The organism is Sporocytophaga myxococcoides, assembly GCF_000775915.1.
Classification (GTDB): domain Bacteria; phylum Bacteroidota; class Bacteroidia; order Cytophagales; family Cytophagaceae; genus Sporocytophaga; species Sporocytophaga myxococcoides_A.
The window spans coordinates 337,897-355,136 of the sequence record NZ_BBLT01000005.1; the positions used below are offsets into that span (position 1 = coordinate 337,897).

11 protein-coding genes are annotated in these 17,240 nt (G+C 35.6%); 7 read left to right on the plus strand and 4 right to left on the minus strand.

Annotated elements, in window-relative coordinates; genetic code table 11:
* Positions 1 to 103: 103 nt before the first annotated feature.
* Complete coding sequence (locus MYP_RS13965) at positions 104 to 9,412, plus strand: neuraminidase-like domain-containing protein (RefSeq protein WP_045464457.1); 9,309 nt, start codon at positions 104 to 106, stop codon at positions 9,410 to 9,412.
* A gap of 153 nt (positions 9,413 to 9,565) precedes the next feature.
* Here MYP_RS13965 and MYP_RS13970 read toward each other — a convergent pair whose 3' ends face one another.
* The 4 genes from MYP_RS13970 to MYP_RS13985 all read right to left on the minus strand — a co-directional run bounded on the left by MYP_RS13970 (position 9,566) and on the right by MYP_RS13985 (position 12,356).
* Entirely contained in the window at positions 9,566 to 10,126 is a 561-nt protein-coding gene (locus tag MYP_RS13970; RefSeq protein ID WP_045464459.1) for a YceI family protein, read from the minus strand.
* The gene (locus MYP_RS13975) at positions 10,120 to 11,064 is read right to left on the minus strand and encodes a DUF5777 family beta-barrel protein (protein ID WP_045464717.1); all 945 of its coding nucleotides are present in this window, start codon (positions 11,062 to 11,064) and stop codon (positions 10,120 to 10,122) included. The genes MYP_RS13970 and MYP_RS13975 overlap by 7 nt, the downstream gene beginning before the upstream one ends.
* A gap of 18 nt (positions 11,065 to 11,082) precedes the next feature.
* Complete coding sequence (locus MYP_RS25130) at positions 11,083 to 11,460, minus strand: c-type cytochrome domain-containing protein (RefSeq protein WP_052430209.1); 378 nt, start codon at positions 11,458 to 11,460, stop codon at positions 11,083 to 11,085.
* A gap of 548 nt (positions 11,461 to 12,008) precedes the next feature.
* On the minus strand, positions 12,009 to 12,356 hold the full coding sequence (locus MYP_RS13985; protein WP_045464461.1) for a c-type cytochrome: 348 nt from the start codon (positions 12,354 to 12,356) through the stop codon (positions 12,009 to 12,011).
* Between the two features lie 582 nt (positions 12,357 to 12,938).
* Here MYP_RS13985 and MYP_RS13990 point away from each other — a divergent pair.
* The 6 genes from MYP_RS13990 (at position 12,939) to MYP_RS14010 (ending at position 17,165) form a co-directional block, all read left to right on the plus strand.
* Positions 12,939 to 13,517 (plus strand): Crp/Fnr family transcriptional regulator, encoded by a 579-nt coding sequence (locus tag MYP_RS13990; RefSeq protein WP_045464463.1) that lies wholly within the window; start codon positions 12,939 to 12,941, stop codon positions 13,515 to 13,517.
* Positions 13,518 to 13,591: 74 nt separating this feature from the next.
* On the plus strand, positions 13,592 to 14,116 hold the full coding sequence (locus MYP_RS13995) for a DinB family protein (protein WP_045464465.1): 525 nt from the start codon (positions 13,592 to 13,594) through the stop codon (positions 14,114 to 14,116).
* A gap of 90 nt (positions 14,117 to 14,206) precedes the next feature.
* A complete protein-coding gene (locus MYP_RS26105; protein ID WP_156140607.1) occupies positions 14,207 to 14,371 on the plus strand; it encodes a hypothetical protein in 165 nt (54 codons plus the stop codon).
* Positions 14,372 to 14,432: 61 nt separating this feature from the next.
* Positions 14,433 to 15,311 carry an MBL fold metallo-hydrolase gene (locus MYP_RS14000; RefSeq protein ID WP_045464466.1) on the plus strand — a complete coding sequence of 293 codons (879 nt, stop codon included), beginning with the start codon at positions 14,433 to 14,435 and terminating at the stop codon, positions 15,309 to 15,311.
* Positions 15,312 to 15,449: 138 nt separating this feature from the next.
* On the plus strand, positions 15,450 to 15,884 hold the full coding sequence (locus MYP_RS14005) for an SRPBCC family protein (protein ID WP_045464468.1): 435 nt from the start codon (positions 15,450 to 15,452) through the stop codon (positions 15,882 to 15,884).
* Between the two features lie 297 nt (positions 15,885 to 16,181).
* Positions 16,182 to 17,165, plus strand: a complete 984-nt coding sequence (locus tag MYP_RS14010; protein WP_045464470.1) for a GlxA family transcriptional regulator — start codon at positions 16,182 to 16,184, stop codon at positions 17,163 to 17,165.
* The last annotated feature ends 75 nt before the right edge of the window (positions 17,166 to 17,240 follow it).

Here is a 17,240-nt window from a genome sequence, read left to right on the forward strand (position 1 = left end):
TTTTTGATAGTTAAAAAATTAATGTCCAATTGATGACTGTCTGGTATCGCATATATTAACAATTGAAGCGAAAAAAATAAAAATATTATATAAAAAATTTATCATGGCTACTATTCTCAAAAACAATACCGTTGTTGGTACCATCACCGATGCCAACAACTATCCTCTTCCAAATCTAAAGATAGAAATCTATGACGTTGACATGAGAAGTTGGCAATTACTATCAGCTACTTCAACCAATAAGGAAGGTAAATTCGAAATGACATGGAGCCATGAGCAGTTGAGTGGTCGGGGGAAAAAAACTGCAGATATAGCAATTAAAGTTCTAACCTCTGAAAAAGGCATTGAGCTCTATAAATCAGATATGGATGATGTCAGGTTCAATGCTGGGGAGCGGGAGGAAATAAATATCATATTAAGACAGCCGGTTCCGAAAGAAACAGTGGAGTTTGACTGGCTGGTCAAAGAAGTACTATTCCTTGCAGGGAATGTTGCCATTGAAGATATACAGGAAAATAAGGAACACAGGGATATTACTTTTCTTTCGAAGGAATTGGAGCAGGCTTCAGAAAAGCTTGAACATCTTGTAGTAGCTCATCGTTTGCAAAAGTTGACTAGCATAAACGCTGATTTCTTTTATGGAATATTCAGAAAAGGAACTTTGCTGCAGAATGATTTTGGAGGGGCTTTTAAAGCTCGACATTCCATTAGCTTAGGTGATGATGATAAAATATTGCTATTTGATATAGCACTCACTGATACTAATATAATAGAGACGGATCTTAAAGCTGCAGTTCAGGAAAACCTTACAGGAGTGTCTGTTTTGCGGAATTTGAGTCATGATATAGAGGTGCTGCAAAAGTTTAAAAGAGATGCAGAGGCTTATTATGAAAAGGAGCATTCGAAAAGGGTTATAGAGCTTGTTACAAAATTGCTTGACCCTGTCAAAGTAAAGGAGGTAGAACAACTTCTGTTTGACAATAAAAACGATTTGAATACTTTCTTCGATAAAGTATCAGATCCTGATTTCTTTGAAAGGAAGGGAGCAACTAAAGAGAGCAATCTGGATGATTCTTTAAATAAGTTTTTCAATTTTAGCAAGGAAGCTGTAGCTGGTATTGTAAAAGAAGTCAGAATTGAAAAGGTATCGGATGTAAAGAAACTTGCCCGCTTTAATAAAGCTAAGTGGGTAGAGGAAATTAAAAAGGCTAGTAGGGGATCACATGATGAAAAAGCTATCAACACTTATGCTTCAGCGGTTGTAAGAAGATTTGAAAAAGCGTTTCCTACAGTTGCTTTTGCAGCGCAATTGGAACGATCTGAAAAAGTTGTATTAAAGAATCAAAAAGAAATTGTCAATTTTTTTAATAAGCATGAAAACTTCGAATTTCTGAGGGATCATGTTGATCTCTACCTCAAAGAAAAAGGGGATGAGTTTGATTCTGAAGCAGTGGCAGATGAGTTGAAATCTATCCAACGTATTTTTAAGCTGGTTCCTCATTATGGGAAAATAATGGCATTGAGGGATGAAAAGATTCATTCCGCATTTAATATTGTCTCTATTGGAAAAAGCCGTTTCCAGAAAGAAATTGCCCCCAAAGCCGGATTATCAGAGATAGAAGCAAACGAAGTATTTCGTAAAGCTGAGACAAAAAACACTGCTGCAATGCTTACCTTAGGAGATTTGAATGACAGCATAAGTGCAATGGATATTGCTTCACTGGAGAATGCTTCTTTGGTAAAAAAGATTGAAACTGTTAGTAAGGAGTTTCCTAATTTAAAATCCCTTTTTAAACTTACTGACACTTGTGAATGTGAGCATTGTCGTTCGGTGCATAGCCCTGCTGCATATCTGGTAGAAATTTTGCAATTCCTGGACAAGAGGACAGTAGTCAGTGGCAATGCAAAATCTATCTTGTTTAAAAGACGACCTGATCTTGGAGAAATTGACTTAGGTTGTGAGAATGCAAATACCCCTGTTAAATATATTGATCTGGTGAATGAAATTCTGGAAGACGCAATTGCTCCTGATCAGGGTATTAATTTTACAGGTGATTTGGTTGACGGATCTAATCCATCAAAAGGGAAAATATCAAACAGTCTGTTAGCTGCATTAGAGGCTACTGGTTTGCCTGTTACAGATAAGGCATTGATTCATGAAACAGAAAGTAGTATAGTTTCTCCTTTAGCTTTACCACATTATTTGCGTGATAAAAAGTTGGTATGCAAAATATTAAATACAGGTGCTAATAATTATACCATTTATCGTTTAAGGCAAACAATGTCTTCTGCTGAAGAATTAGACGCTGTACCAGAATATGTAAATACGCAGGCTTACGATGCCTTAATGAATAGTAATTTTGCTTTCAAACTTCCATTTGATCTTCCTCATACAGAAGCCAAAGCTTATTTTGAACGTTTTGGAATCAAGCGTGCTGACCTGATGCAGACTTTTCAAAGGACTGCTATTCCAAGTAATGAAACCATTGCTTCTGAATATATTGGCCTTGCCGATAGCGATAGGCAACTTATTGCCAATACCCCGATTCTTAATGATAATGCTGCACAACAAAACTTTTGGAATGTTCCTTCTGGCAATGTTATAGATTACTTAAAACAAGTGGATCTTTTTCTGGATAGGACTGGCCTTCATTATAAAGAGCTGGAATTACTACTTAAATTAAGGTTTATCAATAAAAACGGAAATCTTTTTATTTTTAATAATGACCTTACTTGTGACACAGCTACCAAAGAAATAAAGAATCTGGATCTTGCCGTGCTGGATCGCATACATCGTTTTATCCGCCTTCAACGAAAGTTAGGGTGGAGATTTGAAACTTTAGATGAAGTTATAAGTCAGGCTAAACTTGGTAATGCGAACCTTAATGATCATTGCCTTTTAGTAATTTCAAACATTAAAAAGATCAGCATCAAAACCGGTTTAAAGGTTGAAGAACTGATCTGTTGTTTTGGTGAAATTCCTCACACTTTATTGCCTTATCAAACCAATACACTATATGATTCAATATTTCAGAATAAGTCCCAAAACAGATCTGTTGAACCGGGGCTTACTGCAGAAAAGATAATTGAAAATGAAACTGCCGTTGTCAAAAAACAACTGACTGATTTCAGAAAAGCCATCAGCACATGCATAAGCATAAAAGAAGCTGACTTCGATAAACTGGTAGCAGCTCTTCCCAATGGAGAATTAAGTTTTATAAACTTAAGCGGAATGTATGCAATAGGAAAGTTGATGAAAAAGCTTAAAATTAAAACAGACGACTTTTTCACATTAAAAGAACTTACCGGTATTGATGTTTTTAACTCAGCAGAAGACACTCTTAAGTTTTGTGAAGCATTGGAGGATGCTAAGAAAGGTTCTATAAACGTAGTTGATGTAAAATATATACTTCAACATAAAGCCGATAATTTAATTGACCGTGAGATTAAACCTGAGAAGATTAAGGCAATGCTTTCCGGCATTCAACTTGCCAGCCAAAAATCCTTCAACGTAAATCGTTCTCCTTATAATGATGCATTAACAGTTGAAGTTCAAAAAGAAACATTTAAAACATATCTTTCCAAATTACCTGTATTGAATGAACAAGATGTGGCCATCCTGTTAAACTTTCTTGACAGCAACTGGAAATATTCCTGGGTTGATGAACTTTTTGTGGTACACAATGGCAGCTCTTCTGCTGATGCCATTACATTTGTTGATGACAAAAAAATAGACACCCTCTTTGATGTTACAGCAATCAAGACTGCAATAACTAATTTAAACAATGCAGGTCCGAATGCGGAGACAGAGCAGAAAGCTTTTATTAAAGCCTGGCTTGAAGGAATTGCAGCATATCTCTTTGAGCAAGACAGAGCTTCTATAATCAATACTGCACTATCAAACACATTTAAGACCAGTATTGATTCGGTTGATATAGTGTTATCCAATGCCATTTTGAAAAAAACAGCACCAGGAACAGATCTGCTCATAGATGTTTTACAAAGTAATACTTTGATTGATATAGCAGATATTGATTCCGGACACCCACTTCCTGTTTTGCCAAATATCAATAAAGCAGCATTTTCTAGGCAATATGCAGCGCTTCGTTTATTGCATAAGCTGCTCCCTTTGATTAGTGCTCTGAAATTAAATAATATCCAGTTAGAGTGGTTCCTTAAAAATGCCCATAAACTGGGGTGGTTTGAACTGGATAATATTCCGTTTGAGCCAACTCAGCCAAATGTTCCTTATCAGCAATATACTGAATTTATAGAACTGCTGTCGCTGACAAAAGATCTTTCTCCAGTTTTAAATCCATTAGATGCTGAAAATCCAATTTCATTTTTCAGCGTTATTGAGCTTACACTCAATAACTCTTCTAGTCAGGATGAATTGATGCAATCTCTTGGTTTACTTACGGGTAATGAGAAATCGGATTTGATTGCTGTTGATCAATATTTCTTTGCGGCCTTTAGTCCTGATAATTATAAAAGCATCACCAATTTGAAGCGTTTGCTGCAATGCGCAGAAAGCATGAGAACATTGAGTGCTAATATAGGTCAGATTACTGGTTTTATTAAACCTGTGCTAAATGCGGCAGATGCAGCAGACCTTCGTGCCAACCTTAAAACCCGATATAATGAAGATACCTGGTTAAGCACTCTTAAAGAGATAATGGACAAAATCCGGCCTCAAAAAAGAGATGCTTTGGTTGCATATTTACTCGCGACAAATCCAGATGTTAAAGATGAAAATGATTTATATGAATATTTTCTGGTAGATGTTGAAATGGGCGCTTGTATGCCTTCATCCCGGATTGTTTTGGCTCATAATAGTATTCAGTTGTTTGTACAACGCTGCCTGATGGGACTGGAGCCTGAAGCTATTGCAAATACAGGGGAAGATCCGGATTGGAATCAATGGAAATGGATGAAGAATTACCGTGTTTGGGAAGCTAATAGAAAAATATTCCTGTATCCGGAAAACTGGTATGATGTAACGCTCGCTGATGATAAATCTTTCTTGCTCACTGATTTAATCAATGAACTCCAGCAAAATGAACTCACTAATGATACTGCAGAGGAGTCAGTTAAAAATTATCTGGAGAAACTGGATCATATTGCATTCCTTGAGGTGAAAGCAACATGGTATGATGTTCCATCCCGAACTATGCACGTATTTGCACGCACCAAAGGCGGTGATCCTGATATATATTATTATAGAAGATTCGAAAGTGAACGCAACTGGACAGCCTGGGAGAAAGTTGATTTAGATATTACTGGAGAACAGCTTCTTGCCTTTATACGTAATAATCGTTTACATCTTGCATGGCTTATTTTCAGTGAAGAATCGGATCCGAACCAGGGAGCAAAATTACCTAATCAAAATAATCATGGTGAACAACCTACTGATAAGCCAAGAAAAAAGCTTAAAATCCAGCTGGCAATAAGCGAATTCAGTAATAAGAAGTGGCAGCCGAAAAAAGTATCAAAGGACTGCATTTACACACCAGGATTTGGTGAAGGTTTTACCTATGATTTAATAAATAAAGAAAAGTTTAATCTGATCTATATAGAATTCCTCAGTCAGATTTATGTATTTAGCAGTCGCTTGAATAAACCGGATTTTGAAGATAAAATTTTTAATGGAATATTTGATATAACAGGATGCAAGGGATATCCTGAAAAAGTTAAAGACGGTAATTATGAATTGACTGATTTTCTACCCGATTTCAGTCAGGCCAGACTACTTTCTCAACGATATACAGAGGATGTAAATGCAAGTCCCGATGATCTTAAAGTCAAAAATGGAATAAGTCCTTTTCAATTCTTTAAGTTATTTGATAAGACACCGGGACAATTCAGAATCACATATCCACATCAATTGACCATTATTGATCTGATCAGTGCAGTTTATCAATTCATTATTATTCTCTTATTAAGGAAATCAAATACAGATATTAAACTTCCGGGATTAAAAATTCCATTCGGCACTTTGCTTCCTTATTTTATGGAAGATAGCTGGCATGCATATGTAATTATCCCAGGCTTCTATAAAGAACAGTATGCGGGAGGGGAGTTTTATTCTGTTATTGGTTTGACAGACGATGAGAAGCGAACGGCATCTGACGTATTTCAACTTATAGATAGAATTATAAATTGGGTAAAAAAAATCAGGCTTGAATTTCAGGATGAGCCACCAGCAAATACACAAGAGGCTATAGACCGGATTATTGCTGACCCTGACTTTCAAGAGATCATTCAGGAAATGTCGCATTACAAAGCCCTTCAACCACTCCTTCAAAAGTTAATTGGTATTACAGACAATACAGAATTTGATGAATATTTGAAGAAGGCATTGGAGCAAAATGGTCTTGTATATGGTGAGCAGTTTAAAAATATGTACCACCCGATGGTATGTGCATTGAAAACTATTTTGTATAAAGATGGTATATCGAGTTTAATGAGTCGAGAGACCCAGCTGAAAATTAATACAACTTTTGATTTCAAGGCTTATTATAATCCTGAAGAACTTCATATTGCAAAACTTAGCTATAAGCAAGCTGATGGATCATTAATCTACAACTACCCGATTGAAGATGTTGATTTTACCAGTGATGGAAGTTATAGCTTATACAATTGGGATTTATTTTATCGTATACCTCTACATATCGCAACTAGTCTGACAAAGAACCAACGTTTTGAAGAGGCACTTTCCTGGTTTCATTACATGTTCAATCCAACAGGAGCATTATCAGGTGCCGGAGTTCAGAAATATTGGGTAACCAAGCCATTTTATCTGAATCAGGAATCCGATTACATAGCTCAGAGGATTGATTCATTAATGAATGCGACTGCAGACAAAAATAATCCTGACATTAAAGAAATGGAGTTTGCAATAGAGCAATGGAGGAAGAAGCCATTCAGGCCTGATGTCATAGCGAGGTTCAGGCCAGTAGCTTATCAGAAAGCTTTATTGATGAAATACATCGATAACCTCACAGAATGGGGAGATTATTTATTCAGACAGGATACAATGGAGTCTATAGCTCAGGCAACCCAAATGTATATACTTGCTGATAAGTTACTAGGACCAAAGCCAAGAATAGTTCCTCCGCTAGTAAAGCAACCTTATGAAACATACAACCAGATGGAAGCCAAATTGGATAATTTTGGTAATGCACTGATTGCACTTGAAAATATTCTGCCGGATTTATCCGCACTGCCAGAAGGAGGAGCGGAGCTGCCTCCTTTGCCGGTCACTTTATCCATGCTTTACTTCTGCATTCCTCAAAACGAAAAGATGTTTGAATATTGGGACAGAGTTGCTGACCGTTTGTTCAAGATAAGACATTGTCAAAACATTGATGGAATAGAAAGAAGTTTAGCTTTATTTGCTCCACCAATAGATCCGGGAATGTTGGTAAAAGCAGCCGCTTCTGGTTTGGATGTTTCTTCCATATTATCAGGTTTCAATGCACCCACACCTTTTTATCGGTTTAATGTTTTATCAGCTAAAGCAACAGAGCTTGTTCAGGAGGTTCGGGGGCTTGGTAATTCCCTGCTTCAAGCATTGGAGAAAAAGGATGCGGAGGCATTATCACTATTAAGGAATGAGTTGGAATTAAAAGTGTTGAATGCAGTCAGAGATATTAAAAAGCTGCAGATTGATGAGGCAAATGAACAAATAGAAGTCTTGAAGCGGACTCAGAAGGTTACAGAAGAAAGGTATAAATTCTATAAAGACATTAAGTTTATGACTGCTCTTGAAACCACGTCATTGTCTTTGAATGCATTTTCAATCATTGCCTATGGGATTAGTTCTGTAATGGAAAAGGCCGCAGGTGGTATGGCATTAGCTCCAACAGTAACAGCTGGTGGTGCGGGATTAGGAGGATCCCCAGTTTCATTAACAACCATTTTGGATGGAGATAAAATTTCAAATTCTATAAAATCATTTGCGAAAGCAATTCTATTAGACTCCCAGCTTATTGACAAAGTCGCTGGTGGAATTTCTACTGTTGCAAATTATCAAAGGCGCTATGATGACTGGAAATTGCAAGAGCTTTTAGCTGAAAAAGAACTTGCCAGTATAGAAAAGCAAATAGCTGCTGCTGAAATCAGGAAAGAAATTTCTGAATCGGATTTGAAAAATCATGACTTACAAATTGAGAATGCAAAGAAAACGGATGAATTCATGCGTTCGAAATATACTAACAAAGAGCTGTATGACTGGATGATAGGGCAGATAAGTTCTGTTTATTACAAATCCTACCAACTGGCTCATGACTTCGCCAAAAAGGCCGAAAGAAGTTATAGGTTTGAATTGGGAAATGATGATAGCTTTATTTCTTTCGGATATTGGGATAGTATGAAAAAAGGATTACAATCAGCAGATGCATTGTTACATGATATAAAGAGAATGGAGGCTGGATATCTTGATAAAAACAAAAGAGAGTATGAAATCATTAAGCACATTTCTCTTTCTCAGCTTGACCCTCTTGCTTTAATCAGGTTGCGTGCTACAGGAGTTTGTGATTTCGAAGTACCTGAAGTGCTTTATGACATGGATTATGCCGGGCATTATTTCAGAAGGATAAAATCCGTAAGCATTAGTTTGCCTTGTATAGCTGGTCCGTATACTTCAGTGAGTGCTAAATTATCTTTGATTAATAATCGTTACAGGAAAAATATCAATTCAGATAATGCTGCTTCCACTGGATATCTTGAGGATCTCAATAACGACGAAAGATTTATGTACAACATTGGGGCTATTCAGTCTGTGGCAACCAGCAATGCACAGAATGATAGTGGTTTGTTTGAGTTGAATTTCAGGGATGAACGATATCTCCCATTTGAAGGCTGTGGTGCTATAAGTTCCTGGAGATTAGAATTGCCCAATCCTAACGTATCAAAACAATTTAACTATGATACTATCTCTGATGTGATTTTACATATGAAATATACTGCCAGGGAAGGGGGAAGTACTTTAAAAGGTCTCGCAGAAGGTTCTTTGATAGAAAGAATAGAGCAGATTAAACAGCAATTGAACACTGAACAAGGTTTCCATATTGCATTAAATATGAAACATGATATGCCAAATGAGTGGCATATGCTCAGGAAAAATAAATCAGCAAGTTTAAGTATTTCAAAAGACCGCTTACCATATTTTATAAACGGAATCAACAATGCGGATATTGACCATATTACTTTTGTTGCAAAATCACCTTCAGCTATAACGATTAAAGTCAATGGAACTCCCGTCTCTGTTAATGATGCTGAATGGGGGTTATTTATCGCTGATTATAGTGGACTTACTTTGGATAATGCATTTACATTATCTATTGATTCACAATCAGAGTTGGATAAATTGAGTGAATTGTTAATGGTTGTAAAAATTAAGCTTTCATAAATTGTTGAGCAAAATCCTTGGAACCCTTTAAATTAAAAGAAGGCTGTCTTTCAGTGAAAAACAGCCTCTTCTTTATTCTATCAGGTATGTATTACCAAAAAAGTTTAATCGCTAAATTAACATCATAAAATTTAACTCATGAAATAATAACTGCTATTTCAGATTATAATCTGCATCAATCTTCACAGCTATTACTTCGGCTATTTTATGAAATACTATTTCTGGAACTTTAATTTTATGGTCTTCAAGTTTTACATTAAAGTCTGCTTTTAAATGAAGCTGTAATGATTCACTTACTGTAATTTTAGCATTTATCGTCCGATTCTGCTCTACTCCATGTATAGTCAGTTTGCCTGTTACTGTCACATTATAGTTACCTGGTTTCATCAAGTCCACATTTTCATTTATCACACCTGAAAATGTTGCTTTCGGATACTTGTCACTTTCCATGTACTTCTCATTGAAATGCTCTTGCATAAGAGAATTCTTAAACTTGAAGCTGTTAATCATAACAAGTGCTGCAGCTTCTCTGTTTGTCGGATTAATGGCAGAAGACATGGCAGAGGAATGAGCATCGATGTTTTCTATCGGGGTTTCCGAATAAAAACTGATTTTTCCGGTGGAAGTTTTGTAAATCTTATTTTGAGCCTGTGTTTCTATCCTTATCAGTATTAAACAAGATACCAGAATGATATGTATTATCTGTTTTACCATTTTTTCTCTCCTTTTATTTTATCTTTTTGATCTTTTGCACTTCTGCTCACCGCAAAAACTCTGGAAACATTGAACCCCAGCCTGATTTGCCCTTTATCCCATCTGCTTGTAGTATAGGGTATGAATTGTACCTCATTAATTGCAAAAGAATTTGTGACAAATACCTGGAAGACGTGTCCTCCCGTTTCAAGGTCCATTCCTATGCTTGCACTGTTGTGGTATAAATCAGATTGATCAGGGGTATAATTGTTGATCCTGAAAATATATTCACCGGTCAGGGAGATACTTCTCGTGATCTTATATCTACCCGAAATACCTAATGCTAGTATGTCATTTTTATCGTTAAGGTTCATTACCAAATTGTAATGAATAAGTGTTGGAGATATTTGTAAAGTGAGTTTTTCATTGAATTTCCTTGCGATCATAAGTTGATACATATAAGCAATCCTTGAACTGAATTTTTCATATTTATCTACTCCCAAAACCGTTTTATTAGGATCTTTGCCTAAGGATAAATTCATTGTTACCAATCCTGTCAGGCTGACAGGCATACTATTGTCCATTGTTTGTCTAAGTATCCTGTATTTAAGGAAGCCATCTGCCAGTTTACCATAAGAAGATCTTCCTATCCCTATAGTAAATCTATCAGAGACTGAATAGTCAAATCCTAGTCGGATGGTTGCTGGTCCATCCAATCCCCACAGGTTGGAGGCACCTGTACTGAAATCGGAGAACCTGTGTGATATTCTGAAGTCCAGAGATCCCTTTCCCAAAGTCTCAATAGTATGAAGGTTAATTAATCTTGTTCCTTTGAAAGATGCAAAGACCAATTGCTTGCTTTGTGGCTGTTCGTTTTCAAGACTATTCAATAAGTCTTCCTGGGCCAAAAGTTTAACTGAGATATTTAATATTAATATTACAAATACAAATTTTTTCATAATCATGTTAATAATTAATCATTGCGGCTCATTTGCATCAACCCATTGTTGAATTTTTTCGATTTGACATTGAGGTATTGAAGTACCAGGGGGCATTGGCTGATATCCGCTTTTATGAAGAATAGCTCCCATCAATGCTCCTTTCTGAGCTTGTTCACGAACTGATTCATAGGTGTCAAGCACTACACCTCCGGAAGCAATATTCTTACTATGACAAGTAATACAATTGCTTGATAGAATATATTTAACAGACAAGTTGTATGTACTTGCTATTGAACTGTCGCAAGGATTGTTGTTTTTAGTCTGAGGATACAACTCTTCATAATTGTTATAAGCACACCCATTCACTATTAATGAGATTAGAAAGATAAATAAGATATGACCAGTATGTTTCATAATAACTAAGTTGACATTTAAATCTTGCAGGATTTTAAAATAAATAATTTAAGCTCTTACTCTGACAATGGTTTAAAAAGTAAGGAGTTTATTCTGATTGAATACTGTTCTGTGAACAAGGTCTATTTTTTATTTTATGATTCTGCAAAAGATAAAACTTTAATACAAGTATAAGCACGAAGATTTTATTCAAAATTCGCTCTTACAGAATTATTTTAGTTTTATAATATTAATTGGATTAACTATTAAAGTTTCGTTGATATAATTGATATATTAAAATCATAAGACCTCACTATAACCCTTCTCCTGAGGGACCTAGCCATCAACTTAAACTGAATCTTAGATTTTGTCATTCCGAGGAATGAGGAATCTGAATATTTTTAAGCCTCAGAGCCTTCGCAGGGCTTAGGATGACAAAGTAAAGTGATTTTTTGTTTTCAAAATTCACTTTATAAAACTCCTTAAGTTGATAGTTAGGTCCTTCAGGTGAAAGGTTAGGTATGTGGTTTATTGACTTAGGTACGGAAATAGATAACTAATCCTGAAATTTAATTATTCTGAGCACCTGCATCAATCCATGCTTTTATTTTAGCTATATCACAGTCTGATAGTTTTGCCTTACCCTTGGGCATTGCAGGTACTCCCTCTGCATGAGTGATTACCTTATAGAGCAATCCGCTATTAGCTACTCCCTGCAGTGTAGCAATATCACCGAGATTCATAGGAGCTCCACCATGGCAAACGATACAGTTATTGGAAATGATTGACTTTACAGTATTGCTGTAAGTAACATTACTTGTGTTACAGACGCTATCAGGAGATGGGCTGTCTTCCTCCTTATCTTTGCATGAGTAAAGAGAAATTGAAAGTAAGAATAATAATGTAAGTTTTTTCATGAGTTTGTTAGTTTGGATGAATGCTATTATTTGGTACTAAAAGTTAATATTGAGTGGTCAGAGCCAGCTTTAACCCTCACAAAACCCTTTCTAATATTAATATCATTGTTATGCGGAAATATTAATCAGTATGATAAAAGCTTGTTTTGCTATTTACATGTTTAAACAATTAATGTTTAAATTAAACTCTTAATTATTTAATAATCAATTTTTAGTGAACTTTTTTTTTATACCTATTTAAAGCTGACCAAAATATCTGTAGGTTTAATAGGGGAAAGTTACATGGGAAATAAGCTCTGTTATCTTCCTAATCTTTGATTATTCTGATATTTTGAGGGTAATTTCAAAAATGGAATAATTATAGTTTGCCCTGTACTTTTTTATATAAATTGGATATGTATTTATATGTAAATGCGTGTAATATTTATAGTAAATTCTTTAGTTGCGAAGTTGAGAGGAAAAATGATTATTATTATTCTGATATTTAAATGAATGAAATGAGGTTTAGAAAATATCCATTGTGAGAAATAAAAAATTAAACTTAGATATTGAATTCTATATTATTAATTTTCATTATTAGACATGAATAATATTAAAAATTCAATTCGTACACTTTTTAATCTTTCAGAAGAAGAGGTAACTATTTTTTTATCTGAATTTAATAAAGAGAAAATAAAGAAAAATGAAGTCTTTATCGCTGAAGGAGGTGTTTGCCATAAGATAGGTCTGATTGAGAGTGGCCTTATGATGTGTGTCTATAATAAAAATGGTAATGAAATTATTGAAGAATTCGCTTTTGAAAATAGTTTTATAACTAATTACTATAGCTATCTTACTTTTAAACCATCCCAGAAAGAAATCAGATGTATTGAAGATACAACAGTCTACGTGATTACAAGACCAGGTCTTGATAAGCTGGGTACTCTTTATCCATTTATTAGAGACATGGCTAGGAAAATGAATGAAATGCTATTTTTAAGGAACCATGACAGAGTCAAATCTCTTTTACTCGATACTCCTGCAGAAAGATATCTTCAACTCATCTCTCAGAAAAAAGATCTTGCGCAAAGACTCCCTCAGTATTTAATCGCATCCTATCTTGGTGTAGCTCCTGAGACTGTCAGTAGAATAAGAAATAAAATGAGTACAGGGCATTATTGATCCAGATCAAGAAATTTACAGACGGAAGCATTTAGATTTGGATTGTCATTAGTTATGACTTAATCAAAATCAGAATGAAACAGGTTGAAATTTTGCTGAAACAAACTGAAGATACTTATGGGTGGGTCAACAGACTTATTGCCTCTATACCAAATGATCAATGGGACATAACTCCGGAAGTAATTCAAATGAATGTGACATGGCAAGTCGGACACCTTATGATGAGCTTTTATTTCCATTCTGTGATGGTGATTGTAGGACATCAGATGGATATTGTAGGGCAAATACCTTTGAAAAATTATGATGAAGTTTTCACTACAGGTAATCCTGAACGAATAATTGGTAAATATGAGCCAGAGCAATTGATGAAAGATCTAATGCTTGTTGAGCTAAAATCATTGGAGGTTATTAAGTCTTTATCCGATCATGATCTGAGAAAGTCATTGCATCCGACACCAGTTCCACATCCAATTGCATCCAGTAAATTGGAAGCTTTAGACTGGAATATAAAACATGCTATGTGGCATTGCGGGCAACTAGGTTTACTGAAAAGAATCGTTCATGAGCGATTTGATTTTGGGTTAAGAAGGAATGGGTAGAAAGTCTTCTCCAATTATGGTAAGAGTTAATTAATTTTTAGATATAAAAAAACATACATTTATGAACTGAATTTTAATTTTCTGTCAATAATGACTTTAATAAATGACTTAGAGGGCTGGATTCTCGATAAAAGATTTTCTGATGAGAAGAGAAGTGTTGAAGTTTTGGTCCATCCCAAGTATATAGATATTAATTCCATTTATAATTTATTTCCAAAAGAGAGAAAAGCAAAGGTTGCAGAGGACAGTAAGTAAAAAAGTGAAAAGATTATAAAATGTTATTCTTACAGCTAAAAGCAGGGATTAAGATTATTTTATGAAGTTTAATATTAGCGGCTATTCGACCGCATTATTTGCAACCTGGTATTTCGTAGAAGAACTGGGTCTATTGTTTGATTCGGGAGACGGAGTGGCAGCTTCTCTGTTGCAGAAGGCAAGAAAAGTAGAACATGTATTTATTTCTCATGCAGATAGAGATCATCTGGGAGGACTTCTGCAATTCAATCAGCTGAATGCACGCGAAGGTTATCCTATACTGCATTATCCTGCTCATTGCGGCTCTTTTCCGGCTATAGAAGAGTTTAGTAAGAAGTTTGATCCGCATGTAAAAGGCACCATCTGGAAGCCAGTTATTGAAGATCAAGAAATTCAGATTGCAGATCATTTGATTGTTAAAGTGATCAGAAATGAACATGTAAAGGCCGATAAGGGAATATATAAAAGTTTCAGCTATAAAGTGTATCAGACTAAAACAAAATTAAAGCCTGAATATGCCTCACTTCCTCAGGATAGGATCAAACAGCTTATAGCAAAATCAGGCAGAGAAGCACTTAGCGAAATTGTAAGAACAAATATACTTACCTATTCAGGAGATACTCCGGTGGATGATTATTCAAAATGGGACAATTCGAAAATCCTGATTCATGAGGCGACTTTTCTTGGGGGAATAGATGAGGAAAGAATAAATAAGCACGGAAACAAACATAGTAATTTGGATGAGGTTATAAAGATGGTTTCAGAGATCAATATTGAAACATTAATTCTTGGCCATTTCTCTTCAAGGTATTCAAATGAACAGATTGACGGGCAAATTAAAAAGCTGTGTAAAGAGTATTTAATAAAGATTCCTGTCTACAGAGTGCTTCCTGGACAAGTACATAAAGACATACTTAGCGGGAGTCCAATCAATCAATGAATCTATATTACGTATCAGCAATCTGGCAGGAGTGTCTAAATTTGTCGTAATTACCCCTTATAATTGTCGTTTACTAAATATTCGAATATATAGTTTTGAACTAATTTTGTGTCAATAACAAATCTAAACCAAAAGACTATGAGCAAAGAAACAACAAAACCGATATCTGTCACCGTAGAGGCTTTGGTAAAAGCACCTGTAGAGAAAGTCTGGAAAACCTGGAATACACCAGAAGATATTACTAAATGGTGTCAGGCATCTGATGACTGGCATGCTCCTTATGCGGAAAATGATTTGCGTAAAGGCGGTAAGTTTAAAACGACAATGGCTGCGAAAGATGGTAGTTTTAGTTTTGACTTTGGTGGTGAATATACCAATGTCGAAATAAATAAAGTCATTGAATATATAATGGAAGATGGCAGAAAAACAAAGATTGTGTTCACTGCGCAGGGAAATGAGACTAAAGTAGTGGAAACATTTGATGCAGAATCTGAAAATCCTGTAGAATTTCAGCAACAAGGCTGGCAGGCGATTCTTAATAATTTTAAGAAATATACTGAAAGTATTTCTTAATATAAGTTAAGTAACTTAGAGTTTCTTCAATTTATCAGTCTCATTTAAACAAATGAGACTTTGATGTTTTTAGGCAAATCCAAACTTATAATCGAAAATTTTGATTCAAGCCTTGTTCTGTTTCTTGTAAGGACATTTCAAAATTTAACATGTATAATGCCTTCGTTTGGGGTTGTTTGCGACACTTTTTTTTGTATTTTTATGATACTAATTTAATTGGTTAGTATCCCGATTTTGAATTTCTCAGAATTAAAATCAGGAAGAAATTGTTTTCCGATTTTCCAGGTATAAATCCAAATGAAGCACATATCGATTCTGGTTCCCAGAGGAGCAGCTGCCCTCGGCTGCATAGAAGGAGCATATAAAGCATTCACCATGGCCAATGAATTTCTCGTCAATAAAGGGAAACAGCCATTGTTTAAAGTACAGTTAGTGGGGATCGACAAAGAGCCTCAGGTTTACGATTCTTTTTTCAGAGTTCATCCCGATCTGACTATTGAAGATTCTTTCAAAACCGATCTGATAATCATCCCGGCTGTGAATGGAGACTGGAAACAAGTCATTGAAATCAATAGAGATTTTTACCCATGGATCAATAAGCAATACCATAATGGGGGAGAGGTAGCAAGTCTATGCGTCGGCACTTTCCTGCTGGCATCTACCGGCCTGCTGGAAGGCAAGAAATGCGCTACACACTGGCTTGCAGAGCATGCATTCCGGCAGATGTTTCCTGAAGCTATATTAGTATCAGAAAAAATCATTACGGATGAAAAGGGCATTTACTGCAGCGGAGGAGCAAATTCATTCTGGAATCTGCTAATATACATCCTCGAAAAATATACAGACAGAGAGCTTTCAATACTTGCTGCCAAATATTTCGAAATAGAAATAGACCGTTACAGTCAGTCTTCCTTTGTCATGTTCAGAGGGCAGAAAGAACATGAAGACGAACCGGTAAGAAAGGCACAGGAGTTTATAGAATCCAACTTTCAGGAGAAAATCTCTGTGGATCAATTGTCAGATCTGTTCGCAGTGGGAAGAAGGAGTTTTGAAAGAAGGTTTAAGAAGGCGACCAGTAATACCATCACAGAGTATATTCAAAGAGTAAAGATAGAGGCTGCAAAGAAGAATCTGGAAACAACAAGAAAGAACATCAGCGAGATCATGTTCGAAGTAGGTTATACAGATTCCAAGGCCTTCAGAGATGTGTTCAGAAAAATAACCGGTATGACTCCAATTGATTATCGGAATAAATATAATAAGCAGATGGTGACGTACTAGGCATTATTTCTGAAGCCTACTATTTATTGGTCTAGTTGAGGTTGTGGGTTCAAATCCCACCACCTATAATTTATC